This window comes from Labrys sp. E2SS-1L (assembly GCF_057073705.1).
Genome location: NZ_CP172712.1, coordinates 2,706,181 through 2,731,283, shown reverse-complemented (window position 1 = coordinate 2,731,283; position 25,103 = coordinate 2,706,181). Strand labels below are relative to the sequence as shown.

Sequence of the window (25,103 nt, the reverse complement as noted above, 5' to 3'; positions counted from 1 at the left end):
GCCATTGCCGTCCTCGCCGCCGGAGAAACCGATTCCGGAACGAGAGCCAGATCGTTGAAATTGAACGCCTTACGCTAAAACATCCTCTTCGAGCGGGAGCACTGCCCCCGCCGAAAGATCTTCGTCATGCCGGCCGCTTGCGACCGGCGATGCGGCTCAGCAGGGGAACCAGGTTGCTGAGCAGCACGGTGAGGATCAGGGCCGTACCGATCAGGATGATGGTGCTGTCACCCTTGTAGCCCTGCAGCAGCAGGCCGTTCTTCAGCGCCTGCATCAGAGCAAGGCCGAGCACCGTGCCGATGATGGTGCCGCGCCCGCCGAAGATGCTGGTGCCCCCCAGCACCACCGCCGTGATGGCATCAAGCTCCCAGCCCGACCCCATGTCCGAGCGCGTGGTGGTGACGCGGGAGACGAAAATCACGCCGGCCAGCGAAGCACACAGGCCCGAGGCGCCGTAGATCAGGATCTTGGTGCGGTCGACCGCAAGGCCGGAAAAGCGCGCGGCAATCTCGTTGGAGCCGATCGCATAGGTAGCACGGCCAAACACGGTCAGGCCAAGCACGCAGGCCGCCACGATCGCCGCCAGCACGAGCAGCCAGACCTGCACCGGCACGTCGAGCACCTGCCCCTGCCCCAGCACCAGGAACCAGTCGGGATAGCCGCGCACGGACCGGGCCTGGCTGATGCCCTCCGCCAGGCCGCGATAGAGGGCGAGCGTGGCCAGGGTGGCAATCAGGGGCGGCACCTTGAAGCGGGTGATGATCAGCCCATTGACGACGCCGCACAACGTGCCGAGCGCCAGAGCCAGCACGATGGCGACCGGCAGCGGCAGGCCGAGATTCTGCCAGAGCACGCCGAGCACGATGGCGACCACGCCGACGATCGAGCCGACGGAGAGGTCGATGCCGCCGGTGACGATGACGAAGGTCATCGCCAAGGCAATCAGGCCGATCTCCGTCATCAGCCGGGCCTGGTTGAGGAGGTTGTCGACGGTGAGGAACCTGTCGGACGATTGCGCCAGGAAGACGAGCACGACCACCAGCAGTAAAGCCAGGATGGCCTCGTGGCGGAGCAGAAGGGAGCGCCAGTTCATCATGCCCTCCCCTCAAACCATGCGATGGCGGCGGACCATGTCCGCCAGCACCGTGACGAGGATGAGTACGCCGACGATCGCCTGCTTCCAGAACACCAGCACGTTGGAATAGGGCATGAAGGTCAAAGCCGAGGTGATGGTGGCGAACAGCATCGCCGCCAGGGTCGAGCCGATCACCGTGCCGGTGCCGCCGAGGATGGAGACGCCGCCGATCACGGCGGCGGTGATGACGGTGAGCTCGAGACCGGGCGGCACGGTCGACTGGATCACCTGCAGCTGCGTGGCGAAGAGCAGTGCCGCCAGACCCGCGAAGAAGCCGTGAATGGCGAAGACGGCAACCGTCACGGGCTTGGCCGGAATGCCGGCTGCGCGGGCAGCCTCCGGATTGCCGCCGACCGCATAGATCGAACGCCCGAAGGCCGAATAGCGCATCCAGAAGGCGACGGCCGCCGTCAGCACCACCATGATGACGATGGGCGAGCGCACGCCGAACCAGCTCATCTGCGCGATCAGGAAGTCGGGCGGCAGATTGTTGATCCAGTTGCCGCTGGTCGCCAGGATCAGCCCGCCCTTGAGGATCGAGAGCATGCCGAGCGTGACCACGATGGAAGGGATGCTGGCATAGGCGACCAGCAGGCCGACAAAGGCATTGATGGCGATGCCCACCAGCACCGGCACCAGCCAGGCGATCCAGACGGGATAGCCCTTGGTCGCCAGCGTGCCGGCGATGGTGGCGAGCACGCCGATCAACGAGCCGATGGAAACGTCGATATGGCCGGATATGATCACCATCGCCATGCCGATGGCGGCCACGGCGATATAGGCATTGCCGGCGAAGATGGCGTTCAGGTTGCTGGCGCCAAGAAAGCGCGGATTGTAGAGGCCGATGGCTGCGATCAGCACGACGAGCGTGCCGAGCACCACCATCTCCTGTCCGAGCCCGCCAAAGAGGCGCGCCAGGGGGCTACGCGAGGGCACGAGGGCGGAAGAGGATGCAGTTTCGCCCATCAGGCGGCTCCCTGCAGGGGTTGGGCATTGGTCATGGCGGCGCCGACGGCATCGGGCGTCGCCCGGGCACGGTCGAATTCGGCAACGATGCGCCCGCCATTGATGACGAGGACGCGATCGCTCATGCCGAGCACCTCCGGCAGTTCGCTCGATATCATCAGGATGGCGACGCCCTGCTGCACCAGCCGCCCCATCAGCGCATAGATCTCGGCCTTGGCGCCGACATCGATGCCACGGGTCGGCTCGTCCATGATCAGGATACGCGGATTGGCCTCCAGCCACTTGGCCAGCACGACCTTCTGCTGGTTGCCGCCGGAGAGCTGGCCGACGACCTGCTCGGGGCCGCGGGTGCGGATGCCCAGGCGCTTGATCGCCTCCACCGAGCGGCGGATTTCATCGCCGAAGCGGATGGCGAAACCGTTCGACATCTTGTCGAGTACCGCCATCGAGACGTTCTCCCGGATGGTCATCGGCCGCACCAGGCCCTGGGAGCCGCGATCCTCGGGCACATAGGCGATACCAAGGTCGCGCGCCTTGCGCGGGCCGTCGATCACCACCTTGCTACCATCGACCAGAATCTCGCCGGTGCCGGCCGGTGTGATGCCGAAGATGGTCAGCGCCAGTTCCGTGCGCCCTGAGCCGATCAGGCCGGCGAGGCCCAGGATCTCGCCGGCCCTGAGGCTCAGCGAGACGTTCTTCACCTTGCGGCCGTAGCTGACGTCGCGCAGTTCGAGCGCGACCTCGCCGAGCGTTGCCTCCACCTTCGGGAAGAGCTGCTCGATCGAGCGGCCGACCATCATCGAGACGAGCGAGGCCTCGGTCACCTCGGAAATGTCGCGCGTGCCGATATAGCTGCCGTCGCGCAGCACCGTGACCCTATCCGCCAGCTCGAAGATCTCGGGCATGCGGTGGGAGACGTAGATGATGGCGACACCGCGCTCGCGCAGCTTCTTGACCACGCTCATCAGGCGGCGCACATCCGCCTCGACCAAAGCGGCCGTCGGCTCATCCATGATCAGCAGGCGGGCATCCTGCGACAGCGCCTTGGCGATCTCGACCCGCTGGCGATTGGCCACGGAGAGGGTGCCGACCTTGGCATCCACGTCGAGATCATGGCTGTCGAGGGAATCCAGGAGCTGCCGTGCCCTGAGGCGCATCGCGCTCCAATCGAGCCCGCCCCACTTTTGACGGGGGGCATTGCCCAGAAAAATGTTCTCCGCCACTGTCAGTTCCGGGAACAGCAGCAGTTCCTGATAGACGGTGGCGACACCATGGCGGCGCGCGTGGCGCGGAGAGGTGAAGCGGACAATCTCGCCGCCGACCGTCAGCGTGCCCGTATCCGGCTGGTGCACGCCGGCAATCACCTTGATCAGGGTCGACTTGCCGGCGCCGTTCTCGCCGAGCAGGGCATGGACCTCGCCCGGGCGCACGTCGAAATTGACGTCGCGCAGCACCTTCACCCCGGAAAAGGATTTGGAGATGTCGCGGAGGCTGACGACGGCTGTCATGGCGCCCTCCGAACGACGGCCGCCCTGGAGCGACCCAGGCGTGATCGAAAGGCTTGCCCGGTGGTGATCGCCATCCGGCCGACCCACGTCTCCCCCATGTCAGCGCCTTTCCTCACGCTTTTTTGTAAGACATATCGCCCAACTAGATCAAAAATCATCTTTCAGCAAGCGGGATACGGCATCATGTGCAATAATTAACTCATGCATGATCTAGAATCGTCACTCTCGCAATAGCCGGATTTCAGAGAGAGACTAGCATTATCCGTTATATTTCAATATTTAGAGGCACCTCGGCAACGGGGCGGCGCCGCCTGGCGTCGCCAACACATGCAAAGGCCTGAGCGCCAATTCGATTGATCTTAATCACAAAGACCAGGACGCGGTCACGTCAGACCGCATCGGGCGAGAGAGCAACGATCCGGATCGTGATGCCGGCATTCTCGAGCATCTTGGCATCCCTATCCGACAAGCCATCATCGGTGATAAGCACGCCCACCCGGGAAAGCGGCAAGGCGACGCTGCGCGCACGGATGGCAAATTTCCGGCTGTCCGCCAGCACGACGACCTGATCGGCATTGGCGCTGAGATCGATGATGGTGCGCACCAGCAGGGGGTGGGATTCCAATAGCCCATCCCGTCCGATGCCCTGGGCACCGAGAAAGAACTTCGATGCATAGAACGGCGGCGCCGGCGCTGTGGGATGGATGATGCCGGGCTCGCGGTGCAATTCGCCTCCCGCAACCGTCAGGCTGCAGCTGCCGCGGTCGCTGAGAAAGGCGATCAGGGGCATGGAATTGGTATAGAGGCGCACATTGCGATGCGCGAGCTTCGCGCCGAGATAGAAACAGGTGGAGCCACCATGGATGATGACGGAATCGCCATCGCGCACCAGCGTCGCCGCTTCCTCCGCGATCGCCTGCTTGGCTTCCACGGCGAGATCGCGATTTTCGTCATAGGGCTTGGCCGCATGACGACCGGGCGCGGCCGACCCGTCGAGCGCCGCGATGCCGCCATAGACCTTCTGGGCCTTGCCGGACTGGTCGAGCTTGTCGATATCCCGGCGGATGGTGGCAGCCGACACGCCCAATTGCCCCTGCAGGTCACGCACAGTGAGGAAGGGACGCTTGCCCAGAACCTCGATGATCCGGTTCTGACGGTTCAGTTCGCTCAAGGTTCGCTCCCATCGGACGTTTCGTGAGCAAACTAGATCATGGCGAGCGTCGCTTCAATCGATCTTCCTCATGCCTTCCTGCACCATCTCGGCGTGAACGAGGTAGCGCAGGGGGCCGCTGGTGACGGTGTTGAACGGCCAGCAGGTCGCCAGCACGAGATGGCGCCCGGGCGCGGCGGGGTCGATGCCGGAGTTGTCCCAGCGGCGTATGTCGTGGCCGGTGACACGATAGCGAGCCGTGATGCCTTCGCGGTTGGTGATCTTGATCTCGTCGCCAAGCCGCATTTCGCCGAGGAAGGCGAAATGGGTATCGCGATGGGCGGCATAGACGGCGGTGCCCTCCTCCCCGGCCGCCGGCGTACCGGCGACATGAGCCGGCCCGAACGCCAAGGCCTGTCCGCTTGCTCCCTCCAATGCCACCGCGCTCTTGCCGAGGCGAGGTACCTCGATGCGGGCGGCCGGATAGGTATCCAGCCAGGACCAGGGCTTGACGATGGTTCCGCTGGCCACCGACTGGTCGAAGGCCCTGTCGAGCAGGATCTGGGCCAGGAAGGCCTTGGCGTGGATCCACGCCCCCTGCCCGGCCAGGACCAAGCCGGCGCAGAACAACCCACCCACGACCAGCATCCGCAGCTTGGCTGGCAAGGAAGCTCCCGCCGCTGCGGGCGGGAGCCTTTCGAGTTTGAGCGCGATCATGCCACAGCCCTACGCCGGCGGGTGAGGAAGCCGAAGCCAAGGCCGCCGGCAAGCAGCAGGCCGCCGATGATCAGGCGCAGTTCGGCGTCGGTGGCGGTCTGCGGCAGGCTGATCGCGCGCGAGGCATCGATCGTCTGCACCTTCCTGCCATCGAGATCGAGCAGGGCCTGGCGCTGCTCGCGGTCTGCAACCGTCTCGCCCTTGATGCCGAACACCTTGTCGAAGTCCCAGCCGGCCGGCAGGTTGAGCGGCACGTCGGAACGGGACAGGCGCACGCCGCGGGGGCGGACCGGGGTCTTGTCCACCGCCACCAGGCTGGTGAGGCGGGTGACGAGATGATGATCGAGGGCGAGCGCCAGGATGCGCTTGTCGGCATCCTCGCGGCTGATCTGGCGCAGCGTCTGCGCCACTTCGGTGTCGTCGATCTTGCGGCGAGCCCACAGCTTGGAGATGCCGGCTCCCTCGGCGGCGCCGGCAACCGGCAGCGAGATGGACCAGCCCTTGCCGTCAATGAGGCCGCGCACCTCGACATTGCCCCCGAGTTGCTTGACCTTGGCCGCCAGCACCAGGGTCTCGCCATGATAGAGGTCGGGCAGGATGCGCGGCGTCACGTCAGCCGAACCGGCCGAGATGGCGACGTCGACATTGGTCATCGCCGGGCTTTCCAGTTTGTCGACCAGTTGCTTCATGCGCTCCTGCACCTGCTCGACCGAGCCGATCTGCATGAAGGCGCCGCCGCCGAGCTCAGCCGCGCGGGTCATCAGGTAGGAATTCGGCGCCGAGCCGATACCGACCATGAAGACCCGGGAGCGACCGCGATGCGAGGCGATGGCATCGAACAGTTCCTGCTCGTTGTCGATGCCGCCGTCGGTGATGAACACCACTTGGCGCAGGAAGCCCTTTTCGTCGGCATGGTCGTCCTTGAGGGCCTCCAGCATGGGGGCAACCATCATGGTGCCGCCATTGGCCTGGAGCCGCGAGACATAGTCCTGGGCCCGCGCAATGTTCTCGGGCGTGGCCTGCAGTGTGCCACCGAAGAGATTGGTGAAGGTGTCGTCGAAGCGGATGACGTTGAAGCGGTCCGATGGTGTCAGGCGGCCGAGAGCATAGGCAAGGCTTGCCCGGGCCTGCTCGATCGAGGTGCCGCCCATCGAGCCGGAATTGTCGATCACGAAGGTGACGTCACGCGGACGCTGGTCGGCTTGCGCGCTCCTGAGGCTGGGCGGCGTGACATAGGCAATCAGATAATCGTCACTGCCGACCTTTTCACGGAACAGGCCGACGCCCGGCGTCTGGCTGGGCTGGGCAGACCAGGTCAATTCGAAATCTCGGTCAGCCGGCACCGATCCCGAGGCCAGTTCGATATGGCGGGCCTGGGGGCCCTTGTCGGTGATCTTGATGGGATGAAAGGCACTCTTCACGTCGCCCAGCGCAAAGCCGGCGTCGAGATCGATGCGGATCTGCACGGGATTGACCGGCGCATTCTCGCGCGGATCGAGAACGGGCGCCTGCGGCACCTGGCTCGAGGCCGGAGCCGGCGTGACGGCGCCCCAGCCCGACTTGTCCTGGAAGGTCACGGTCTGAGCGGAGCCGGCGCCGATCTCGCTCGGCGAGAAGCGCGGCGCCACCACCAGCGGCACGCGGAGGGAGAAGGTGTTGTCGGCCTGACGCACCGGTTCCTGATATTCGATCTGGATCACCACCGTGTCCCCGGGGCCGATATTGGCGATCGAGTTCATGAACATGTTCGGCCGTTGCTGCTCGACCAGCGCCGCCTTCTTGCCTTCGGCCTTGGCGCGCTCATAGACGAGCTTGGCCTGCTGCTTTTCCTTGATGTCCGCCACGACGACGCGCTGGCCGATTACCATCTTCATGGTGTCGACTGCGGCACCGTCGGGCAGCGGGAAGACATAGATGCCCTCGACCCAGGATTTGCTCGGATTGTGGAACATCTGGGTCAGCGTGGCGCGGATTGTGGGGCCGCTGACGTTGAGCTGGACATCGGTGGCCGTCCTGACGGCCTCGACATAGCTGCCGGGATCGTCCGTGCGCATGAGCAGGGATCCCGCCTTGACATCGTCGACGGTGATGCGCGGAGCGGCATAGGCGCCCACCACGAAGATGAGGAAGGTTGCAAGGACCAGCACCACCATGAGGAAACGTTCGGCCAACGCAATCAGCGCGGCGCGAGCGATGCCGGAATGAGGGTGCCGTCGTCTGCCGGTTTGGCGGCCGGCAACCGCTTGGTTCATGTGCATGTCGTCCTCGGTTGAACGCTGTCTGGCCTCAGTTGGCCTGGTTCCGTTCTGCTCCCGCGAGGACCGTGCGTACGAGCTTCATTAACTGCGTTTGTTAGGCATAAACCGTCACAAATCGCCTTGCCGGCTGTGGACTCCTGCGGCAATGTCCGGTTTTGTACGTGATTGTGCGCAGAGCTATGTCGGCGCCTCCGAGCAAAACGCGCTCATGTCTGAACGCGCTCTGCTCTAAAGCTTTGTCTTAACGAATTTTCCTCATCGAAAAGTCGATCGACTCTTCGATGAGAAAAATGCTTTTGCAGGACCGGTATCTTGACGTCGGACAGCGAGTTTTCCAGCGAACAAGCCCACCAGATCACGCTCGCGGTGCGCGAGGCTCTGGCGCGTCGGCGCATTTCGCGCCAGACCCTCGCCGAAAAGGCCAAGATCAGCCTGTCGACCCTGGAGAAGGCCCTTTCCGGGCGGCGCCCCTTCACGCTCGCCACCGTCATTCGCCTGGAGGAAGCCCTCGGCACCGACCTGCGCCATGCCGATTACGCTCCCGCCCCGGCTGCCATCCAGGGTGGCGGCACGGCGCCGGAACATCTGGGTTCCTACACCAAGGCGGCCGTGTCCTGGCTCACCGGCAATTACCTCACTCTGCGCCCCTCCTTCGGCGAGGCCGGCGCGGTATTTGCCTATCGCACCGAGATTACCTGGAGCGACAGCGCCTCCCGCCTGATCTTCCGCGAAGCCGAGCGCCTCGATACCGGCTTCAACCAGCAGGGCGAGGTCTCTGTGCCGAACCAGTCCGGCCATGTCTATCTGGTGACGTCGATCAGCGGGCAGTACCGGGTAGCAGTGGTCGGCCGTCCCATGAATACCGGTGAGATGTACGGCATCCTCACTTCGCTGCGTGCCGGGCGTGGCACGCAGCTCACGCCCGTATCAGCCGCCATCGCCCTGGTACCGATTCTGCCCGGCCAGGAGGGTGATCTCGCGTTCGGGCGGATCGGCCCCTCCCATCGCCATTATCAAGCTTATCGAGACCATCTCGACCGCGTGACGGCAGAGGAGTTCGCGCTGTTCAAGGCGGGGCCGTAGAGCCGAAATCGACGCCCAACGAAGTAATACCGGCTTGCATGATATTTGACCGCCTCTTCCCGGGACCGCCAGCATCTTGCTGGCTCTTTGTTTCGAGCAAGCGCCGCGTTTCCAAGAGCCAGCAAGATGCTGGCGGTCCCGGGAATGGCCTCACCCCTCCCCGTCCGCGAAGGCCAAGCCCTCGTCGGCCCAACCGGTGAGGCCTCCGATCATGATCTTCACCGGGCGGCCGAGCCGGGCGAGCTTGAGGGCCGCCTGGTCGGCGCCGTTGCAATGCGGCCCGGCGCAATAGGCTACGAACAAGGTGTCATCAGGCCAATGCGCCATGCGTTCCGCATCGATTTCGCGATGTGGCAGATGAAGGGCCCCCGGAACGTGCCGGCGACGAAAGGTCTGCGGCGAACCGACGACATGCAGGAGAACGAAATCCCGTTCGCCGGTGGCCAGCGCCTGGGCCACGTCGGAACAATCGGTTTCGACCGAAAGGCGGCGCTCGAAATGGGCAATGGCATGATGGGGTGGTGCGGCGGGGATGGCGCTGACCAGGCTCATGATCGTCTCCTGTTGTGTAACTGCCATCCTCATAGGCGATGTGCACCGTGGCAGCAGCTGGCGCGATTGCCAGATAGCGTCAAGATCTGGCCAGAATGGCTTCAGGCGCGCCGTGGCACGTCTTCGATATCCGCCGCAACTAGGCTCAACAGTCCGGGAAAACGCATCTCGACATCCTGCCGGCGCAGGCTGGCGGTGCGACTATTGCCACGATCGACCTGCCGGATGAGGCCAGCTTCGCGCAACACCCGAAAGTGATGCGTCAGCGTCGCCTTGCTGACCTCGAAACCGAAGGAGGCGCAGCTACGCGCCGTGCCGTCCGGCGCCAACGTCAATTCGGCAATGACGCGCCGGCGCAACGGGTCGGCCAGAGCGGCCATGAGGCGGCCGAGCTGCATCTCCTCCGGTTCCGGATGGCCCTCATGATCCGCCATGGAAAACGCTCCAAAGGTAAGCCTTGCATCGTACCTATACCATCTGCTAGGTAAGGCGAATATCTTACCAAGGAGGCGACCATGATCAAGACCCTGTCGGGCAAGGCAGCCATCGTGACCGGAGGAAGCCGCGGGATTGGCGCTGCCATCGCTGTGCGCTTGGCGGAATTGGGCGCCGATGTCGCGATCACCTATGCCAGTCGCGCCGACAGTGCCGAGGTCGTTGCTGGTCGAATCCGGGCGAGCGGCCAGCGCGCCCTGGTGCTCCAGGCCGACAGCGCCGACGCCGGAGCCGTGCGGGGCGCCGTGGACCAGGCCGCCGCCACTTTCGGCCGGCTCGACATCCTCGTCAACAATGCCGGCATCTTCATCGGCGGCACGGTGGAACAGGTCACCCTCGAAGATTTCGACCGCATCATCGCCGCCAATCTGCGCGGCGCCTTCGTCGCCTCCCAGGCGGCCGCCGCCCATATGGGGGAAGGCGGACGCATCGTCTCCATCGGCTCCAATCTGGTCGGCCGGGTCGGGCGCGCCGGCATCGGCCTCTACGTCATGAGCAAGGCGGCCCTGACCGGTCTCAGCCAGGCCATGGCCCGGGATCTCGGCCCGCGCGGCATCACCGTCAACATCGTCCATCCCGGCCCGACCGATACCGACATGAACCCTGCCACCACCGAACGCGCCGATCAGGCCCGGGCAGCGATGGCGATCCCCAAATATGGCGAGCCCGGGCAGATCGCCGGCCTGGTCGCCTGGCTGGCAAGTCCGGAAGCGCAATACGCCACGGGCGGCACCTATACCATCGATGGCGGCACCAATGCTTGAGATGCCTGGTGTCAATACGCACAGCGTGCTTCAGCCAAGTGTTGTTGAGAGGACACAGGCTTTGATTTTCGCGTGAAGACTAGCGACTGACAGTCGTCTACCAGTTGAAGAATCCGAAGATCGAGGCTTTGTTCATTCAAGGGGGATCGAAGAATTTCGATCAAACCATTCGGGGCTTCAACATGCGTCGTCTTTTGACCGGCCTGGTCTTGGTGTCGAGCTTGGGCATTGCCTCAAGCTCGGCCAACGCCGCCAGTATTTTCGAGAAATTGTTCGGCACCTCGCGCCAGCCAGCCAATGCCGGCGCGGTTGCCGCCGTCTCGCCGATTCCGCGCGAGGTCGTGACCTATAGCGGCCGCGAGAGGCCCGGCACCATCGTGATCAATTCGCAGGAACGCCGACTTTATCTCGTGCTCGACGACGGCACCGCCCTGCGCTACGGCGTCGGTGTCGGCCGCCGGGGCTTCGAATGGGGTGGCGTGCATCGCATCTCGCGCAAGGCCGAGTGGCCGGGCTGGACCCCGCCGCCGCAGATGCGCAAGCGCCGGCCGGACCTGCCCGCCTATATGGAGGGCGGCATCCAGAATCCGCTCGGAGCGCGTGCGATGTATCTGGGCTCGACCCTTTACCGCATCCACGGCTCCAATGAGCCGCAGACCATCGGCCAAGCGGTCTCGTCGGGCTGCATCCGCATGACCAACGACGACGTCACCGACCTCTATGACCGCGTGAAGGTCGGCACCCGGGTCGTGGTCGTCCGCGGCTGAGGCACGTCTCATCCCGGACGCGCTGCATCACGCAGTGATGCGGCACAGATCCGGGACCGCGCTTCGAATAGAGCGCCTTTCTTGTCCTGCGGTCCCCCGTCTGCGAAGTGTCACTGCGGGCCGCATTCGCACGGGATGATCTCGCATCATTGCGCCGTCCAGCCCCCGTCGACCGGCAGGGTGGTGCCGGTGATCTGCCTGGCGGCATCACTGCACAGGAAAACCGCGACGGCCGCGATTTCGTCGACCGTGACGAACTCCTTGGTCGGCTGCGCCGCCAGCAGCACATCGTGCTTGACCTGTTCCTCGGTCAGTCCGCGCGCTTTCATCGTATCGGGAATCTGCTTTTCCACCAGCGGCGTCCAGACATAGCCGGGCGCGATGGCATTGGCCGTGATGCCGTGCTCGGCAACCTCGAGGGCCACCGTCTTGATCAGGCCGGTAACGCCGTGCTTGGCGGCGACATAGGCAGACTTGAACGGCGAGGCCACGAGCGCATGCGCCGAAGACGTATTGAGGATGCGGCCCCATCTGCGCTGCTTCATGCCGGGAAGCGCTGCCTTGATGGCATAGAAGGAAGCGATCAGGTTGATGCGGGTGATGGCTTCCCACTTGTCGTCCGGAAACTCGTCGATCGGGGCGACGTGCTGGATGCCCGCATTGTTGACCAGGATGTCCAGAGTGCCGAAAGCCTCCTCGGCCTCGTGGATCATGGCGGTGATCTCGGCCCCAACCATCATGTTCGCGCCGCTGTAGCGGCACTTCACGCCAAAATCCTTTTCGATGCCGGCCCGTTCGCGCTCGATGGCATCGGCGTCGCCGAAACCGTTGATGGTGACGTTGGCCCCTTCGGCCGCCAGGGCTCGGGCAACAGCGAGGCCGATGCCGCTGGTCGAGCCGGTGACCAGGGCATTGCGGGAGGAGAGTTGGGCCATGTTCATCTCGTCAGGCAGGAGGTGGGAAGGTGCGGCGGACAGGACCGCCGGCCCGGAAGCTGGCATGGCCAGATGTCGCCCTTATTACACCGGCCTTCGGCTCCCAGAGCGCCTTGCAACGAGACGGGATCACCCAGAATCGCAAAGACGCTCGGGGACGATGAGTGGGGGCGAACAGGCGTTCAGGCATGAACGCGCTTTGCTCCAGCGGACATGGACCTGTCATGCTGCCATGCAACATAGGCCGAGATCCTCCCCGCTTTTCATGAAGGACATCCCGTGGATCAAGCCGAAGTCGTCAAGCGCGCCTATGCGATGCCGCTGACCAATCCCTCCTTCCCGCCTGGCCCCTACCGCTTCTTCGACCGCGAATACATCATCATCACCTACCGCACGACGCGCGAGGCGCTGGAAGCGGCGGTGCCCGCCCCGCTCGAGATCGACGAGCCGCTGGTGAAATACGAATTCATCCGCATGCCCGATTCGACCGGCTTCGGCGATTACACCGAGACCGGGCAGGTCATTCCGGTGCGATTCAAGGGCCAGCACGGCGCCTATGTCCATTCGATGTATCTGGACGACGATGCCCCCATCGCCGGTGGCCGCGAATTGTGGGGCTTTCCCAAGAAGCTGGCGACACCCAAGATCGTGCATGAGGGCGAAGTCATCGTCGGCACGCTTCATTACGGCAGCGTGCTCTGCGCCACCGGGACCATGGGCTACAAGCATCGCCTCGCCGACCGGCAGGCCGTGCTGGACTCGCTCGGCGCGCCCAACTTCCTCATCAAGATCATCCCGCATGTCGACGGGTCGCCGCGGATCTGCGAACTCGTGCGCTATCACCTCACCGACGTGACGCTCAAGGAAGCCTGGACGGCCCCGGCCGCGCTGGAACTGCACGCCCATGTCATGGCCGATGTCAGCCGCCTGCCGGTGCTGGAGGTCGTCTCGGCCGTGCATTTCGTCGCCGACCTCACGCTCGGGCTCGGCGAGGTGGTGCACGACTATCTCGCCGCCCGCTGACCCCGCCTAGAGCAAAGCGCGTTCAAGCGTGAACGCTTTTTTACTCTAAGTCTTTGGTTCAACGCGTCTTTGCGATTCTTGGTGATTCCACCAAATCGCAAAACGCCATGCCTGACCGGAGTTTCCACCGTGCTCGAACGCAATAGAGACAAGGCCGCGCGCGCCACCATCGAGGAGATCTCGGCACAATATGATCGCATCGCCCTGGTGTTCCAGGGCGGCGGCGCGCTTGGTGCCTACCAGGCCGGCGTCTACGAGGCGCTGGCCAATGCCGGCTGCGAACCGAATTGGCTTTCGGGTGTGTCCATCGGCGCTATCAACGCCTCCATCATCGCCGGCAACGAGCCACGCCACCGGCTGCAGCGGCTGGAGCAGTTCTGGCAGACGATCTCCGGCCGCAAGATCTGGGCCTATACGCCGGAAGGCGATCTGTTCCGCGACATCCGCAACCGCACCAGCTCCTGGATCACCATGTCACAGGGCCAGCCCGGCTTCTTCAAGCCACGCCTGCCCAATCCCTGGCTGGAGCTTCCGGGCGCTGAAGGGGCCACCAGCTTCTACGACACCTCGGACCTGAAGCGGACGCTGGAAGAGGTTGTCGACTTCGACATCCTCAACGATGGCCGCAAGCGCCTGAGCGTCGGCGCCGTCAATGTGCGCACCGGCAATTTCGTCTATTTCGACACGGACGAGGTCCGCATCGGCCCCGAGCACATCATGGCCTCGGGCGCCCTGCCGCCAGCCTTTCCCGCCATCCGCATCGAGGGTGAATATTATTGGGACGGCGGCATCGTCTCCAACACACCGCTGCAATATCTGCTCGATCAGGAGGAGGAGCGCAGCTCGCTGGTGTTCCAGGTCGATCTCTTCAGCGCCCGCGGCACCCTGCCCCGCAGCATGCCGGACGTACTGTCGCGCCACAAGGACATCATGTATTCGAGCCGGACGCGCCAGAACACCGACAATTTCCGGCGCATCCACGGCATCAAGACCCATCTGATCGATGCGCTGAAGCGCGTGCCCAAGGATTTGCTGACGCGGGACGAACAGGCGCTCATCGACAGCCACGCCAAGCTCGGCCTCGTCAACATCGTGCACCTGATCTACCAGCACAAGAACTACGAGGGCCACGCCAAGGACTATGAATTCTCCGGCACCTCGATGCGCGAGCATTGGGACATGGGGCTGGAGGACACCCAGCGCACGCTGCGCCATCGCCAATGGCTGCTGCCTCCCGTGGACGCCGAGGGCGGCATGGCCATTCACGACCTCCATCGCGAGGACCCAACCTGAGGGAAGCGGGGCTGCTCAGCGCTGCCCCGGCCTTTCGCGCGTCAGGCCCTTTTCCTTGAGGTCGGCAAGATAGGAGGCCCAGCGGCTCTCCTTCTCCCGGCCGAGTTCCGCCAGATAGGTCCATGTATAGAGCCCGGTATTGTGCATGTCGTCGAAGGAAATGCGTACGGCATAATTGCCGACCGGATCGAGGCTGAGGATCGCCACGTTGACCTTGCCGCCCACCGTCTTGCGCTCGGCGGCACTATGGCCCTGCACCTCGGCACTCGGCGACATCACGCGCAGCATCTCGGCACTGAACACATGGGACTGGCCGTCGTCGAAACTCACGGTCAGGGTCTTCTTGTCCTTGGACAGGCGCAATTCGGTCGGCCAGGCCTTCGCGACGTCTCCGCTCACGGCATCTTCCCTTTTCTGTTCTGATCGCCACATAAGGAGAAGGCGGATGCTGCGCAAGCCGCAAACCTAAACCGATGCTGTTTGAGCATTCGGCTCGGACTCTGCGACATAATGGCAATTTGCCTAGACTATCATTGGTGTTTGGGCCCTCGTCGGCTTAGAAGAATACCAAAGGGGACATGCCCCTAAAGCGTCTTTCGATGCGGCGGTTCGTTGATCTCGCCACAAAGACGCGTCGAAACAGCGAGCGGGGGTGGAGCGGCTTTGCTCAAGAGCGCCTTGCCCCGGGAGTGTGGACGTGCTGGATGATCATGCAATGGCGGACATGCCGCCGATGATCGACCCTTTCGGGCGCGCGATCAATTATCTGCGTGTTTCCGTAACGGACCGCTGCGATTTTCGCTGCGTCTATTGCATGTCCGAGGACATGACCTTCTTGCCCAAGAAGGACCTGCTCACCCTTGAGGAACTCGACAGGCTGTGCAGCGCCTTCATCGCCAAGGGCGTGCGCAAGCTGCGCTTCACTGGCGGCGAACCGCTGGTGCGTCGCGATATCATGACGCTGTTCCGCTCGATCTCGCGCCATCTCGACAGCGGTCGGCTCGACGAGCTCACCGTGACCACCAACGGCTCGCAGCTCGCCCGCTATGCTGCTGAACTCAAGGCTTGTGGCGTCAAGCGCATCAATGTCTCCCTCGATACGCTCGATCCGGCTGCCTTCAAGGCGATCACCCGCTGGGGCGATTTCGCCAAGGTCATGGATGGTATCGACAAGGCTCAGGAAGCGGGCCTTGCGGTGAAGATCAACGCCGTCGCGATCAAGGGCATGACGGAAAACGAAGCGGTCGGGCTGATCGAATGGGCCCATGGCCGCGGCATGGACCTCACCTTCATCGAAGTGATGCCGATGGGCGACGTCACCGGGCACCGGGTCGACCAGTATCTGCCGCTTTCGGTGCTGCGCGCCCAGCTCCTCGACAGCTACACACTGGACGACATTCCCTATAATACGGGCGGCCCCGCCCGGTATGTGCGGGTGCGCGAGACCGGCGGGCGCCTCGGCTTCATCACGCCGATGACCCATAATTTCTGCGAGAGCTGCAACCGGGTGCGCGTCACCTGCACCGGCACGCTCTACATGTGCCTGGGCCAGGAAGACGCCGCCGACCTGCGGGCTCCCCTGCGCGCCTCCGAGGCCAACGATCTGCTCAACGCCGCCATCGACCGTGCCATCACCCGCAAGCCCAAGGGACATGACTTCGTCATCGACCGGCGCACCAGGCAGCCCGCGGTTAGCCGGCATATGAGCGTGACGGGGGGATGATGGAGCGCGGACATCTCAGCGACATGAAGACATGTCGCGATGTCCGCTCTTGGAAACGCTATGCCCGCAGGCGAGGAAGGGCGGACAGGATGTCCGCGCTCCCAGGGGTTGAAGACTCGGTCGGTTTGCCTTCCACTTGCCTCCCATAATGTCCAAGACCTTTGATGTAATCGTCGCCGGTGTCGGCGGCATGGGATCGGCCGCCTGCTATCAGCTCGCCAAGCGGGGCGTGCGTGTACTCGGCCTCGAGAAATTCGAAATCGGCCATGCGATGGGTTCCTCGCATGGCCTGACGCGCATCCTGCGCCTCGCTTATTTCGAGGGCGAAGCCTATGTGCCCCTGGTGCAGCGGGCCCGGGAGTTGTGGATCGAGACCGGCAAGCTCACCGGCGAGCCGCTATTCTTCGAGGTCGGCGCGCTCGACATCGCCCATGAGGGCAGCGGCATCGTCGAGAAGGCACTCGAGGCCAGCCAGGCCCATGGCCTGGAGTACGAATTGCTCGATCGCGACGCCATCGAGGCACGCTATCCCTTCACGCTCGACCGCAATCATATCGGCCTCTACCAGCCCCAGTCGGGCTTCGTGGCTTCCGAGCGGGCCATCCTCGCCCATACGGCACTCGCCCTGCATCACGGCGCCGAGATTCACGGCTGCGAAGCCATGCTGGGCTGGGAGCCGACAGCGGATGGCGGGGTGCGCGTGACGACCGACCTGGGCAGCTACGAAGCCGGCAGGCTCATCCTGTCGCCCGGCGCCTGGATCGGGGAGCTCGTGCCCACGCTCAAGCCCTCGACCGAGGTGGTGCTGCAGACACTCGGCTGGTTTGCCCCTGCCCGGCCCTCCCTGTTCGACCTCTCCCATTTCCCGGTTTTCACGCTCGAAGCCGACGAGGGGCATTTCTACGGCTTTCCGCTGTGGCAGCATCCTGGATTCAAGCTCGGCTCGCCGCATTATGGCGGCGAAGCCTATGATCCCGATACGCCCAGCCGTGAACCCTCGCCCCGGCACCGCGAGCAATTGCGGGCCTGCCTCGCCAAGCACATTCCGGGCGCCAATGGCGACCTGCTCGGCCTCAAGGCCTGCATGTATACGATGACGCCCGACGAGCATTTCATCATCGATACCCTGCCCGGCCACGAACAGGTCATCGTCGCCTCCCCCTGCTCGGGCCATGGCTACAAATTCGCCAGCGCCATCGGCGAAGCTCTCGCCGAACTCGCTACCACGGGCAGCAGCCGCTTCGACCTCGGCATGTTCGGCCTCTCGCGCTTTTCTTGAGTTCTGCTCGGTTTGTCTTTGCCAAATCGTCAGGCAAAGTATAGGTAAGTATTATTCTCTTACCTTCCTGATTGCCCGCTGCCCGCCGGCGGCGATCTTTTGATTGCGCCTCCATGCCGCCCGCACAATCGCATTGGTCCGGAATCGTCGCGATGGTTCTCGCGACAGGGTTGTTCGTCGTCAGCGACAGCCTGATGAAGCTCACGGCGCAGGGTTTGCAGCCCTTCCAGGTCCTGTTCATGCGCGGTTTCTTCGGGCTGATGTCCTGCGGCCTCCTGCTGGTCGCGACCGGACAGCTTCGCCAGCTCGGCGGCGCCCTGCATTGGCGAGCCATCTTGCGCGCCCTGCTCGAGGCAACGGCCACCTTCTTCTACATGGCGGCGCTCTCCGCCATGCCGATCGCCGATGCGATCGCCATCGGCCAGACCGCACCGCTGCTGGTCATCATCGCCATGGCCGTCATCTTCCGCGAGCGCATCGGCGCCGTCCGCCTCGTCCTGGTCTGCACCGGTTTCCTCGGCGCCCTCTTGGTGGCACAGCCCGGCGGTTCGGGTCTCTCGCCCGCCGCGATCTACGCCTTCCTGACCGCCATGATGGTGGCGACGCGGGACCTGCTCACCCGCGGTACGCCGTCCACCATTCCAACCTTCGTCGTCCTGACCACCACGACCGTCGTGCTGACGCTCGCCACCGGCTGCGCCACCCTGATCCATGAGAGCTGGATGCCACCTTCGTTCGATCAATGGCTGACCATGGCCGCATCCGGCTTCATCGTCACGCTCGGCCAGATGGCGATCTTCCTGAGCTACCGCCGAGCGCCGGCCGGGATCGTGGCGCCCTACTACTACAGCTTTACCGTCTGGGCGGTGATCGGCGGCTTCCTGGTCTGGGGCGAGGTGCCGAACGGGCTCGCCATCACCGGCATGGCGTTGATCGTGGCCAGCGGGCTTGCTTTGCTCTTCGTCAGATCGAGGCGCAGGCAGGAAGCCATCGCCTGATGACCACGGTTGCATTTACCCAGGCCGATCTCGGTCGCCAACGGGCCAATCAGCGCGGCATCGTCCTGATGATCGCTGCGATGGCCTGCTTCGTGGTGAACGATTCCGTCGCTAAGCTCGCCACGGCGCGCATGCCCGTCAGCGAGGTGATCGCCATTCGCGGCGTCTTTGCGACGGCCTTCGTGCTCACGCTCATCCTGGCCAGCGGCCTTCAGCGCCATTTCCGCCTGATCTGGCAATGGCGGGTCGCCGCGCGCGGCGGCATGGAGAGCGTGGTCGCCTTCGCCTCCATTCTCGGCCTCAGCCATGTGCCGCTCGGCATCGCCACCGCCATCGGCCAGATCGCGCCGATCCTGCTGCTGGCCTTGTCGGCGCTGCTGCTCAAGGAGAAGGTCGACGCCAGGCGGTGGGTGGCCGTGTTCGTCTGTTTCGCCGGCGTGATCCTGGTGGCCCGCCCGAGCACGCAAGGCCTGAATCTCTATGTCCTGGCCACCTTGGCCTGCGCCGTGCTGGCGGCGCTGCGCGATCTCGTCACCCACCGCATCGGCGCCAGCGTGCCGACCCTGCTGGTGACGCTCGGCACAACGACCATCGTCTCCCTGGCCGGCTTTGCCGGTTCGGCGCTATCCGAATGGCAGCCGCTCCATCTTGCCGACCTCTCGCTCCTGATGCTGGGAGGCCTGAGCCTGGTCGGCGGGCATGCCCTGGTCATCGCCGCCTATCGCGGCACCGATGTCTCGGTCGTCAGCCCGTTCCGCTATTCGGCCATCGCGCTTTCGGTCCTGGCTGGGCTTGCGGTCTTCGGCGATTTACCCGATGTGTGGGCGGGCGCCGGCATGATATTGATCATCCTGAGCGGCCTTTATGCTGCCGGCCGCGAAATGCGGCGCCGGCGCGCCATCGAGGCGGCGCTGGAAAAAGGTGTTTGAACAGGGAGTACGGCATGAGCGAGCTGGTGGTGGAGAATGCGGGCTCGGTACGCACCCTGACGCTGAACCGGCCGGCAAAGCTCAATGCCTTCACGGCGAGCCTCCACGCCGAACTCCGCACGGCCCTTTCAGCGGCAATCACCGATGACGACGTCAAGGTGATCGTGCTCACCGGCGAAGGGCGCGCCTTTTCCTCGGGCCAGGACCTCACCGAGGACCTGCCGCGCGACAGCCGCGGCGGCATCGATCTCGGCCCTGCCCTGGAACGGGACTACAATCCTCTGATCAAGCAGATCGTCACCTCTCCCAAGCCGACCATCGCAGCCCTCAACGGGCCGGCTGTCGGCGCGTCCATGAACATCGCCCTGGCCTGCGACATCGTGCTGGCGTCGCGATCGGCGACCCTGCAGGAAGCCTTCGCCAAGATCGCCCTCATCCCCGATGCCGGCGGCACCTGGCTGCTGCCGCGCCTGATCGGTCCCAAGCGGGCTCTCGCCCTCATGCTGACGGCCGAACCGGTGCCGGCGGAGGAGGCCCTGCGCATGGGCCTCGTCTACAAGCTCTATGAGGATGTCAGCTTCCGCGACGACGTCGCGGCCTTTGCTGCCAAGCTCGCCCTGGGCCCGGCCCTGGCTTTCCGCATGATCCGCGAGGCGGTGCTGGCCAGCGCCGACAACGATCTCGATGCCCAACTGGCCCTGGAAGCCGCGTTGCAACGCAAGGCCGGCGCCTCGCATGATTTTGCCGAAGGCGTCGCGGCCTTCCTGGCCAAGCGGGCGCCGCTGTTCCAGGGTCGCTGACGAGGCGTTCTGCGTTTCGGTGGAGCACGAAGGCGTGTCGAAACAAGGAATTTGAGCAAAGAAGTTCACGCATGAACGCACTTTGCTCTACAGCGTCGGACTCGATTTCGGAATCGAGTTCGACGCTGTAGGTTATTGTTGTCGCCTCGCCTTTGCCGAAAACCGGCGTCCACTTTTCGGCGCGATGCTCTAGAATTGCACTTTCTTAACGTGAAATCGTCAGCATTCCGGCCGAGAATGCAACTAGGCTAAGTTGAGGATCTGATTTGTTTCGTTCACGCTGGATCTGGCTGGTGCTGGCCGCCATACTCGGCATCGCCGCCATCTATGTCAGTAGCAATCCCGAAATGGCGAGCCGCTATGCCCAGGCGCAGCGCGACGCAGCCCTGAGCGCCGATACCAAACAGACGGTGATGCTGCTGATTGCCCTGGCGGTCGGCGGCTATCTCGCCTGGTTCTTCCTCATCCGCAAGGAGTGAGCGCCCGGCGCCCGGGAAGCGCTCGACATACGCCAGAAAAACGAAACCCCGCCATTGCTAGCGGGGTTGCCTTGCGACAAAGACCAGGATCAAACCCGAAGGCGAAACACCGGCCCTTTCATTTCAATCGGCCCGCCCCCCAGTACATCCGTGGTAGGGCTGCCTTTCGATCGAGCACCCGACGCGTCCGCCGGATCACCCTTGAAAGGCTATATAGGGAGCCTTTGTGACGGGAACAAGACGGGCCGGAGCAAAATGCTCCAGCCCGCAGAGGGATTTCAGGCATCTGCCTCCACGAGCCCTCCACGTTTTGCTCCGGCAAGAAGGAGAACCAGGCTCGCCATGCCGGCGGCATAGGCGACCAGCGGCCAGGCGGTATCCCCCGGCAGAACCAGGACGACCAGGGTTCCGCCAATGCCGACCATCAGGCTCTGCACGCAGAAATACAGCGCAACCGCGGCGCCGGCGATGTCATCGAAGCCTTCGAGCGCGCCATTGGCGGCGATACCGCCGACGAGGACAATGCCGACGGCGATCACCCACATCGGCGCGAGGAAGCTCCACCAGGACGGCGCCCCCATGATCTCGCCCGCCGCGAGCAGGCCGGCGCCGGCCAGGATCGTCACCATCGCTCGTCTCAGACAACCCAGGCGCCCCCAGCGCTCGACACGGCCGGGCACGAAGCGCGTTGCGACCATCATCGCCAGGGCGGCCGTGGCGAAGGCAAGGCTGAAGGCCAGGGGCGAATAGCCGGCCCTGTCGATCAGCACCCGTGGCGCGGTGGAGAAGAAGACGAAGAAGCTCCCCATCGCCGTGCCGAAGCCTGCCGTATAGGTCCAGAACGCATAACTGCCGAGAACCGTGATGGCAGGGCGCCGGGCGAGTTCCTGTGGCGTTTGCCGGGTCTCGGGCCAGCGCCATGCTGCATGGACGAGGGCGCCCGTCATCAGCAGCCCAAGCGTGACGAAGATCGCCCGCCAGCCAAAATGATCGGCGATGAGTGCCCCCGCGACCGGTCCCAGGGCCGGCACGAATGCCAGCATGGCGCTGAACAGGCTGTAGATGATGGCGCCCTCGGGACGTTCGGCATAGACATCCCGCACCGTGGCGAAGGTCGCCACCAGGCAGGCGGAAGCGCCGGCTGCCTGCAGGAAGCGCAGGGCCAGGAAGATGACGGCGTTCGAACTGGCTGCAAGTCCCAGAGAAGCGAAGAGGAACACGACTGCACCGCCGATCAGGATCGGCCGGCGGCCGACACGGTCGGACAAGGGCCCGAAGATGATCTGTCCCACCCCGAGCATCACCATATAGAGGCTGAGGGTCAGCTGGACCACCGACGCGCTGGTACCCAGCGCTGCCGGCATGATGGGCACGATGGGCAGATAGATATCCATGGCCAGGGAAGCGAGGATATCGAAGGGGGCCATCAGCAGCAGGGCCGACGGCAGGCAATGACCCCAGACGGGGTTTTTGGCAGGCATGACAAAACATCCGCTCAAATGAAAACATTCGGCGGCGGTCTGCCTCTTCAGTGCAAAACCGGACGGGATCGGACAGAACGCCGCAACAACATCGACATGTCGTTGCGGCCTAGCGGTCCGACGATTTGAGGCCCTTCATGTCCGGCTCCTGTCAAACGGATGAAACGAGGCCTTTAGCAAAATGCCGACGGACGAACAATCCTCGGCAGTCAGGATCCCTGTCAGGCCCCGCCCCCTCACTCAGGATTGCATGCCTTCCAAATCGGAGACGAGGCGCAGATAACCGCCGCGATAGTCCCCGAAATCGGTCAGCTGCGCATCCACCGACTGGCTCGCAGTCTGGCATCGCCCCACCCAGCTGCGTACGCCGGCGACATCCTCGGTCGTCGTCTCCAGCTCGGCGCCGATATGGCGCTGGAGGAAAGCGGTAAGGGCCGCGACGGCCTCGTCAAACCCCGATGCCGTTGCCAGCATCAGGCTTTCATACAGCTTGCGCTCTTCCTCGTCGGTCTCGGCATTGTAGTCCGGCTCGCCATCGAAACCCGGCGGCGAGCCCATATCCTCGAGGGTCTTCATTAGGTGCGGCTTTCCCATCATCGCCTGATTCAGCTGCGCGGCTTTTCGAGCCGGGCGACGAGGCTGCAAGTATCCCAGCGCCGGCCGCCCATGGCCTGGACCTCGGCATAGAACTGGTCGACCAGGGCCGTCACCGGCAACTGGGCACCGTTCGCCCGGGCCGTATCGAGGCAGATGCCCAGATCCTTGCGCATCCAGTCGACGGCGAAACCGAAATCGAACTTGCCTTCCTGCATCGGCTTCCAACGGTTCTCCATCTGCCAGGATTGCGCGGCCCCCTTCGAGATCACGCCGATCACCTTCTCGAGGTCGAGCCCAGCCTTGTTGGCGAAATGGACGCCCTCGGACAGGCCCTGCACCAGCCCGGCGATGCAGATCTGATTGACCATCTTGGTCAGCTGCCCGGCACCCGAAGGTCCCATGAGCTGGCAAGCTTTGGCATAGTGGGCAATCACCGGTTCGGCCCGGGCGTAGACATCGGCATCGCCGCCGCACATCACCCCGAGCGCACCGTTCTCGGCGCCGGCCTGCCCGCCGGAAACCGGGGCGTCGATGAAGCCGAGGCCGAGCTTGCCGGCCGCTTCATACAGTTCGCGCGCGACCTCGGCGGAAGCGGTGGTGTGGTCGACGAAGATGGCGCCCTTCTTCATGCCGGAAAAGGCGCCTTGCGGCCCAGTCGTCACCGAGCGCAAATCATCGTCATTGCCCACGCAGGCAAAGACGATGTCGGCATCCTTGGCTGCCTCGGCCGGGGTCGGCGCGGAGGCGTTGCCGTATTTCTCTACCCAGGCCTGCGCCTTGGCGGGCGTACGATTGTAGACGGTAACCTGATGGCCACCCTTTACGGTCAGATGGCCCGCCATCGGAAAGCCCATCACGCCGAGACCGAGAAACGCCACTTTCATCGCAAGAACTCCTTTATCCCAGCGCTTCTAGAGCAAAGCGCGTTCAAGCGTGAACGCTTATTTGCTCCGGCTCCGTGTTCCCAAGCCAATCCAAAGGATCGGCTAAGGCGTCTTTGCGACTCTGGGCTTCCACCAAATCGCAAAACGCTTGAGCAGCTGCAGGGCTCAATAGATCGAGAAGGGGAAATATTTGTCGTTGATCGTCTTGTAGGTACCATCAGCAACGATATCGGCAATCGCCTTGTTGAGCTTTTCAGCAAGATCCACATCGCTCTTGCGCAGGGCGATCCCCTCGCCCTCCCCGAAGAACCTGGCATATTTCGCCAGGTCGACATCGGCCTTCAGTTCACAGCAGGTGCTTTCGGGCTTGCCCAGCCAGTCGGCCAACATCAGCTTGTCGGCAAGCACGGCATCGAGGCGCCCGGTCACAAGATCGGCATTGGCCTCGCTTTGGCTGCCATAAAGCTTGATCTGGGCCCCTCCTGCCTGGATCTCCGCCTGCAGGAAGGAAGCCTGCACCGTATTGGCCACGACGCCGACCACCCTGTCCTTCAGTCCCGCCGCATCCCAGGTGGCGATCTTGCTGTCCTTGCGCGCCACGAAGCTCGTCGGCCGGTCGTAATAGCGGTTGGTGAAGGCGACCTGGCGTCGCCGCTCAGGGGTGATCGACATGGAGGAGACGATGGCGTCGACCTTGCCGGCGTTCAAGGACGGAATCAGGGCATCCCAATCGAGGACTTCGAAACTGCAGGTCGCATCCATTTTCCGGCAGAGCGCCCTGGCGATATCGACATCGAAGCCGATGGGCTGATCCTGGGCATCGAGCTGGTTGAAGGGCGGATAGCCGCCCTCGGTGGCGATGCGGATGGATTTCCACTCCCTTGCCGAGGCCGAGCCGCCGGTGAAGGCGGCGAAAGCTGCAGCCAAGATGAGAGCGCCGATCCGAATCATGCCATCTCCTCGATGCTTCCCCGAAGTGCCCGGCGATTTGGTGCAACCGCCCACAGGGAGTTCAGCCATTCAAATGTGGCATTCATACGCGATTGCGCCGCCCGGTCCGCCGCCGCGCCGCCATCATGGCGTCGAAAGCATCGCGGGCGGCTTGCAAGGCCGGCGTTTGCGCAAAGCGATCCGGCAATCTCGCCATCAGCACCAGGCGATCCTCCTCGCTCATCTCCACCCAGCGGCCGATTTCCAGGCTGGTGCGTCCGCAACCGATGCAGAAGCCGCTCGCCGCATCGATGCGGCAAATGGCGACGCAAGGTGTGGAGGTGATCTGCATGGCGT

Annotated in this window: 26 protein-coding genes; 11 read left to right on the top strand and 15 right to left on the bottom strand. The window is 64.0% G+C overall.

Annotation, left to right across the window (positions count from 1 at the left end; translation table 11 throughout):
- Window positions 1-124: 124 nt before the first annotated feature.
- From ACIGJE_RS12580 to ACIGJE_RS12555, 6 genes are all read right to left on the bottom strand, one after another.
- Window positions 125-1,096: an ABC transporter permease gene (locus ACIGJE_RS12580; RefSeq protein ID WP_415082802.1), complete on the bottom strand. Its 972-nt coding sequence runs from the start codon at window positions 1,094-1,096 to the stop codon at window positions 125-127.
- 9 nt (window positions 1,097-1,105) lie between these two features.
- The gene (locus tag ACIGJE_RS12575) at window positions 1,106-2,101 is read right to left on the bottom strand and encodes an ABC transporter permease (protein WP_415082800.1); all 996 of its coding nucleotides are present in this window, start codon (window positions 2,099-2,101) and stop codon (window positions 1,106-1,108) included.
- On the bottom strand, window positions 2,101-3,609 hold the full coding sequence (locus ACIGJE_RS12570) for a sugar ABC transporter ATP-binding protein (protein WP_415082798.1): 1,509 nt from the start codon (window positions 3,607-3,609) through the stop codon (window positions 2,101-2,103). The genes ACIGJE_RS12575 and ACIGJE_RS12570 overlap by 1 nt, the downstream gene beginning before the upstream one ends.
- 388 nt (window positions 3,610-3,997) lie before the next feature.
- The gene (locus ACIGJE_RS12565) at window positions 3,998-4,780 is read right to left on the bottom strand and encodes a DeoR/GlpR family DNA-binding transcription regulator (RefSeq protein WP_311933240.1); all 783 of its coding nucleotides are present in this window, start codon (window positions 4,778-4,780) and stop codon (window positions 3,998-4,000) included.
- Between the two features lie 54 nt (window positions 4,781-4,834).
- Window positions 4,835-5,407 carry a class GN sortase gene (locus tag ACIGJE_RS12560; RefSeq protein ID WP_415082846.1) on the bottom strand — a complete coding sequence of 191 codons (573 nt, stop codon included), beginning with the start codon at window positions 5,405-5,407 and terminating at the stop codon, window positions 4,835-4,837.
- A gap of 65 nt (window positions 5,408-5,472) precedes the next feature.
- The gene (locus ACIGJE_RS12555; RefSeq protein ID WP_415082796.1) at window positions 5,473-7,728 is read right to left on the bottom strand and encodes a marine proteobacterial sortase target protein; all 2,256 of its coding nucleotides are present in this window, start codon (window positions 7,726-7,728) and stop codon (window positions 5,473-5,475) included.
- A gap of 315 nt (window positions 7,729-8,043) precedes the next feature.
- Here ACIGJE_RS12555 and ACIGJE_RS12550 point away from each other — a divergent pair, with 315 nt between their 5' ends.
- Window positions 8,044-8,817 carry a helix-turn-helix domain-containing protein gene (locus ACIGJE_RS12550; protein WP_415082844.1) on the top strand — a complete coding sequence of 258 codons (774 nt, stop codon included), beginning with the start codon at window positions 8,044-8,046 and terminating at the stop codon, window positions 8,815-8,817.
- 150 nt (window positions 8,818-8,967) lie between these two features.
- On the opposite strand, the gene ACIGJE_RS12545 is transcribed toward ACIGJE_RS12550, so the two are convergent.
- Window positions 8,968-9,369 (bottom strand): rhodanese-like domain-containing protein, encoded by a 402-nt coding sequence (locus ACIGJE_RS12545; protein WP_415082794.1) that lies wholly within the window; start codon window positions 9,367-9,369, stop codon window positions 8,968-8,970.
- Between the two features lie 101 nt (window positions 9,370-9,470).
- Window positions 9,471-9,803 carry an ArsR/SmtB family transcription factor gene (locus ACIGJE_RS12540; RefSeq protein WP_149254476.1) on the bottom strand — a complete coding sequence of 111 codons (333 nt, stop codon included), beginning with the start codon at window positions 9,801-9,803 and terminating at the stop codon, window positions 9,471-9,473.
- A gap of 81 nt (window positions 9,804-9,884) precedes the next feature.
- Between ACIGJE_RS12540 and ACIGJE_RS12535 the strand changes: the two genes are divergently transcribed.
- Both ACIGJE_RS12535 and ACIGJE_RS12530 read left to right on the top strand, forming a co-directional pair.
- The gene (locus ACIGJE_RS12535; protein ID WP_415082792.1) at window positions 9,885-10,628 is read left to right on the top strand and encodes an SDR family oxidoreductase; all 744 of its coding nucleotides are present in this window, start codon (window positions 9,885-9,887) and stop codon (window positions 10,626-10,628) included.
- Between the two features lie 182 nt (window positions 10,629-10,810).
- The gene (locus ACIGJE_RS12530; protein WP_415082790.1) at window positions 10,811-11,395 is read left to right on the top strand and encodes a L,D-transpeptidase; all 585 of its coding nucleotides are present in this window, start codon (window positions 10,811-10,813) and stop codon (window positions 11,393-11,395) included.
- Window positions 11,396-11,541: 146 nt separating this feature from the next.
- On the opposite strand, the gene ACIGJE_RS12525 is transcribed toward ACIGJE_RS12530, so the two are convergent.
- Window positions 11,542-12,330: a 3-hydroxybutyrate dehydrogenase gene (locus tag ACIGJE_RS12525; protein ID WP_415082788.1), complete on the bottom strand. Its 789-nt coding sequence runs from the start codon at window positions 12,328-12,330 to the stop codon at window positions 11,542-11,544.
- Between the two features lie 279 nt (window positions 12,331-12,609).
- Between ACIGJE_RS12525 and ACIGJE_RS12520 the strand changes: the two genes are divergently transcribed.
- The gene (locus ACIGJE_RS12520; protein WP_415082786.1) at window positions 12,610-13,353 is read left to right on the top strand and encodes an acetoacetate decarboxylase; all 744 of its coding nucleotides are present in this window, start codon (window positions 12,610-12,612) and stop codon (window positions 13,351-13,353) included.
- A 129-nt stretch (window positions 13,354-13,482) separates the two neighbouring features.
- A complete protein-coding gene (locus tag ACIGJE_RS12515; protein WP_311933248.1) occupies window positions 13,483-14,646 on the top strand; it encodes a patatin-like phospholipase family protein in 1,164 nt (387 codons plus the stop codon).
- A gap of 15 nt (window positions 14,647-14,661) precedes the next feature.
- Here ACIGJE_RS12515 and ACIGJE_RS12510 read toward each other — a convergent pair whose 3' ends face one another.
- Window positions 14,662-15,045 (bottom strand): gamma-butyrobetaine hydroxylase family protein, encoded by a 384-nt coding sequence (locus tag ACIGJE_RS12510; protein WP_415082784.1) that lies wholly within the window; start codon window positions 15,043-15,045, stop codon window positions 14,662-14,664.
- Window positions 15,046-15,361: 316 nt separating this feature from the next.
- Between ACIGJE_RS12510 and moaA the strand changes: the two genes are divergently transcribed.
- From moaA to ACIGJE_RS12480, 6 genes are all read left to right on the top strand, one after another.
- Window positions 15,362-16,369, top strand: coding sequence for a GTP 3',8-cyclase MoaA (moaA, locus tag ACIGJE_RS12505; protein WP_415082842.1), 1,008 nt, complete (start codon window positions 15,362-15,364; stop codon window positions 16,367-16,369).
- A gap of 148 nt (window positions 16,370-16,517) precedes the next feature.
- Window positions 16,518-17,648, top strand: coding sequence for an N-methyl-L-tryptophan oxidase (gene solA, locus ACIGJE_RS12500; protein ID WP_415082782.1), 1,131 nt, complete (start codon window positions 16,518-16,520; stop codon window positions 17,646-17,648).
- Between the two features lie 113 nt (window positions 17,649-17,761).
- Entirely contained in the window at window positions 17,762-18,646 is an 885-nt protein-coding gene (locus ACIGJE_RS12495) for a DMT family transporter (protein WP_415082780.1), read from the top strand.
- Window positions 18,646-19,575 (top strand): DMT family transporter, encoded by a 930-nt coding sequence (locus ACIGJE_RS12490; RefSeq protein WP_311933252.1) that lies wholly within the window; start codon window positions 18,646-18,648, stop codon window positions 19,573-19,575. The genes ACIGJE_RS12495 and ACIGJE_RS12490 overlap by 1 nt, the downstream gene beginning before the upstream one ends.
- 14 nt (window positions 19,576-19,589) lie before the next feature.
- Window positions 19,590-20,375 carry an enoyl-CoA hydratase-related protein gene (locus tag ACIGJE_RS12485; protein WP_367623964.1) on the top strand — a complete coding sequence of 262 codons (786 nt, stop codon included), beginning with the start codon at window positions 19,590-19,592 and terminating at the stop codon, window positions 20,373-20,375.
- 266 nt (window positions 20,376-20,641) lie between these two features.
- On the top strand, window positions 20,642-20,854 hold the full coding sequence (locus ACIGJE_RS12480; protein WP_311933254.1) for a hypothetical protein: 213 nt from the start codon (window positions 20,642-20,644) through the stop codon (window positions 20,852-20,854).
- A gap of 278 nt (window positions 20,855-21,132) precedes the next feature.
- Here ACIGJE_RS12480 and cml read toward each other — a convergent pair whose 3' ends face one another.
- From cml to ACIGJE_RS12455, 5 genes are all read right to left on the bottom strand, one after another.
- The gene (gene cml / locus ACIGJE_RS12475; protein ID WP_367623965.1) at window positions 21,133-22,335 is read right to left on the bottom strand and encodes a CmlA/FloR family chloramphenicol efflux MFS transporter; all 1,203 of its coding nucleotides are present in this window, start codon (window positions 22,333-22,335) and stop codon (window positions 21,133-21,135) included.
- Between the two features lie 240 nt (window positions 22,336-22,575).
- Entirely contained in the window at window positions 22,576-22,911 is a 336-nt protein-coding gene (locus ACIGJE_RS12470) for a hypothetical protein (RefSeq protein ID WP_367623966.1), read from the bottom strand.
- 29 nt (window positions 22,912-22,940) lie between these two features.
- A complete protein-coding gene (locus tag ACIGJE_RS12465; protein WP_394309966.1) occupies window positions 22,941-23,816 on the bottom strand; it encodes an NAD(P)-dependent oxidoreductase in 876 nt (291 codons plus the stop codon).
- A 165-nt stretch (window positions 23,817-23,981) separates the two neighbouring features.
- On the bottom strand, window positions 23,982-24,767 hold the full coding sequence (locus ACIGJE_RS12460; RefSeq protein WP_394309968.1) for a transporter substrate-binding domain-containing protein: 786 nt from the start codon (window positions 24,765-24,767) through the stop codon (window positions 23,982-23,984).
- 82 nt (window positions 24,768-24,849) lie between these two features.
- The gene (locus tag ACIGJE_RS12455; RefSeq protein WP_311933260.1) at window positions 24,850-25,098 is read right to left on the bottom strand and encodes a DUF1289 domain-containing protein; all 249 of its coding nucleotides are present in this window, start codon (window positions 25,096-25,098) and stop codon (window positions 24,850-24,852) included.
- Window positions 25,099-25,103: the final 5 nt, after the last annotated feature.

Excerpts from the sequence above, each read along its gene's own strand:
- moaA (WP_415082842.1), top strand. The coding sequence starts at position 15,362 with ATGGCGGACATGCCGCCGATGATCGACCCTTTCGGGCGCGCGATCAAT.
- ACIGJE_RS12485 (WP_367623964.1), top strand. The coding sequence starts at position 19,590 with ATGAGCGAGCTGGTGGTGGAGAATGCGGGCTCGGTACGCACCCTGACG.
- ACIGJE_RS12455 (WP_311933260.1), bottom strand. The coding sequence starts at position 25,098 with ATGCAGATCACCTCCACACCTTGCGTCGCCATTTGCCGCATCGATGCG.
- ACIGJE_RS12490 (WP_311933252.1), top strand. The coding sequence starts at position 18,646 with ATGACCACGGTTGCATTTACCCAGGCCGATCTCGGTCGCCAACGGGCC.
- ACIGJE_RS12580 (WP_415082802.1), bottom strand. The coding sequence starts at position 1,096 with ATGATGAACTGGCGCTCCCTTCTGCTCCGCCACGAGGCCATCCTGGCT.
- ACIGJE_RS12570 (WP_415082798.1), bottom strand. The coding sequence starts at position 3,609 with ATGACAGCCGTCGTCAGCCTCCGCGACATCTCCAAATCCTTTTCCGGG.
- ACIGJE_RS12525 (WP_415082788.1), bottom strand. The coding sequence starts at position 12,330 with ATGGCCCAACTCTCCTCCCGCAATGCCCTGGTCACCGGCTCGACCAGC.
- ACIGJE_RS12470 (WP_367623966.1), bottom strand. The coding sequence starts at position 22,911 with ATGAAGACCCTCGAGGATATGGGCTCGCCGCCGGGTTTCGATGGCGAG.
- ACIGJE_RS12535 (WP_415082792.1), top strand. The coding sequence starts at position 9,885 with ATGATCAAGACCCTGTCGGGCAAGGCAGCCATCGTGACCGGAGGAAGC.
- cml (WP_367623965.1), bottom strand. The coding sequence starts at position 22,335 with ATGCCTGCCAAAAACCCCGTCTGGGGTCATTGCCTGCCGTCGGCCCTG.
- solA (WP_415082782.1), top strand. The coding sequence starts at position 16,518 with ATGTCCAAGACCTTTGATGTAATCGTCGCCGGTGTCGGCGGCATGGGA.
- ACIGJE_RS12555 (WP_415082796.1), bottom strand. The coding sequence starts at position 7,728 with ATGAACCAAGCGGTTGCCGGCCGCCAAACCGGCAGACGACGGCACCCT.
- ACIGJE_RS12545 (WP_415082794.1), bottom strand. The coding sequence starts at position 9,369 with ATGAGCCTGGTCAGCGCCATCCCCGCCGCACCACCCCATCATGCCATT.
- ACIGJE_RS12465 (WP_394309966.1), bottom strand. The coding sequence starts at position 23,816 with ATGAAAGTGGCGTTTCTCGGTCTCGGCGTGATGGGCTTTCCGATGGCG.
- ACIGJE_RS12460 (WP_394309968.1), bottom strand. The coding sequence starts at position 24,767 with ATGATTCGGATCGGCGCTCTCATCTTGGCTGCAGCTTTCGCCGCCTTC.
- ACIGJE_RS12575 (WP_415082800.1), bottom strand. The coding sequence starts at position 2,101 with ATGGGCGAAACTGCATCCTCTTCCGCCCTCGTGCCCTCGCGTAGCCCC.
- ACIGJE_RS12540 (WP_149254476.1), bottom strand. The coding sequence starts at position 9,803 with ATGGCGGATCATGAGGGCCATCCGGAACCGGAGGAGATGCAGCTCGGC.
- ACIGJE_RS12560 (WP_415082846.1), bottom strand. The coding sequence starts at position 5,407 with ATGCTGGTCGTGGGTGGGTTGTTCTGCGCCGGCTTGGTCCTGGCCGGG.
- ACIGJE_RS12495 (WP_415082780.1), top strand. The coding sequence starts at position 17,762 with ATGCCGCCCGCACAATCGCATTGGTCCGGAATCGTCGCGATGGTTCTC.
- ACIGJE_RS12530 (WP_415082790.1), top strand. The coding sequence starts at position 10,811 with ATGCGTCGTCTTTTGACCGGCCTGGTCTTGGTGTCGAGCTTGGGCATT.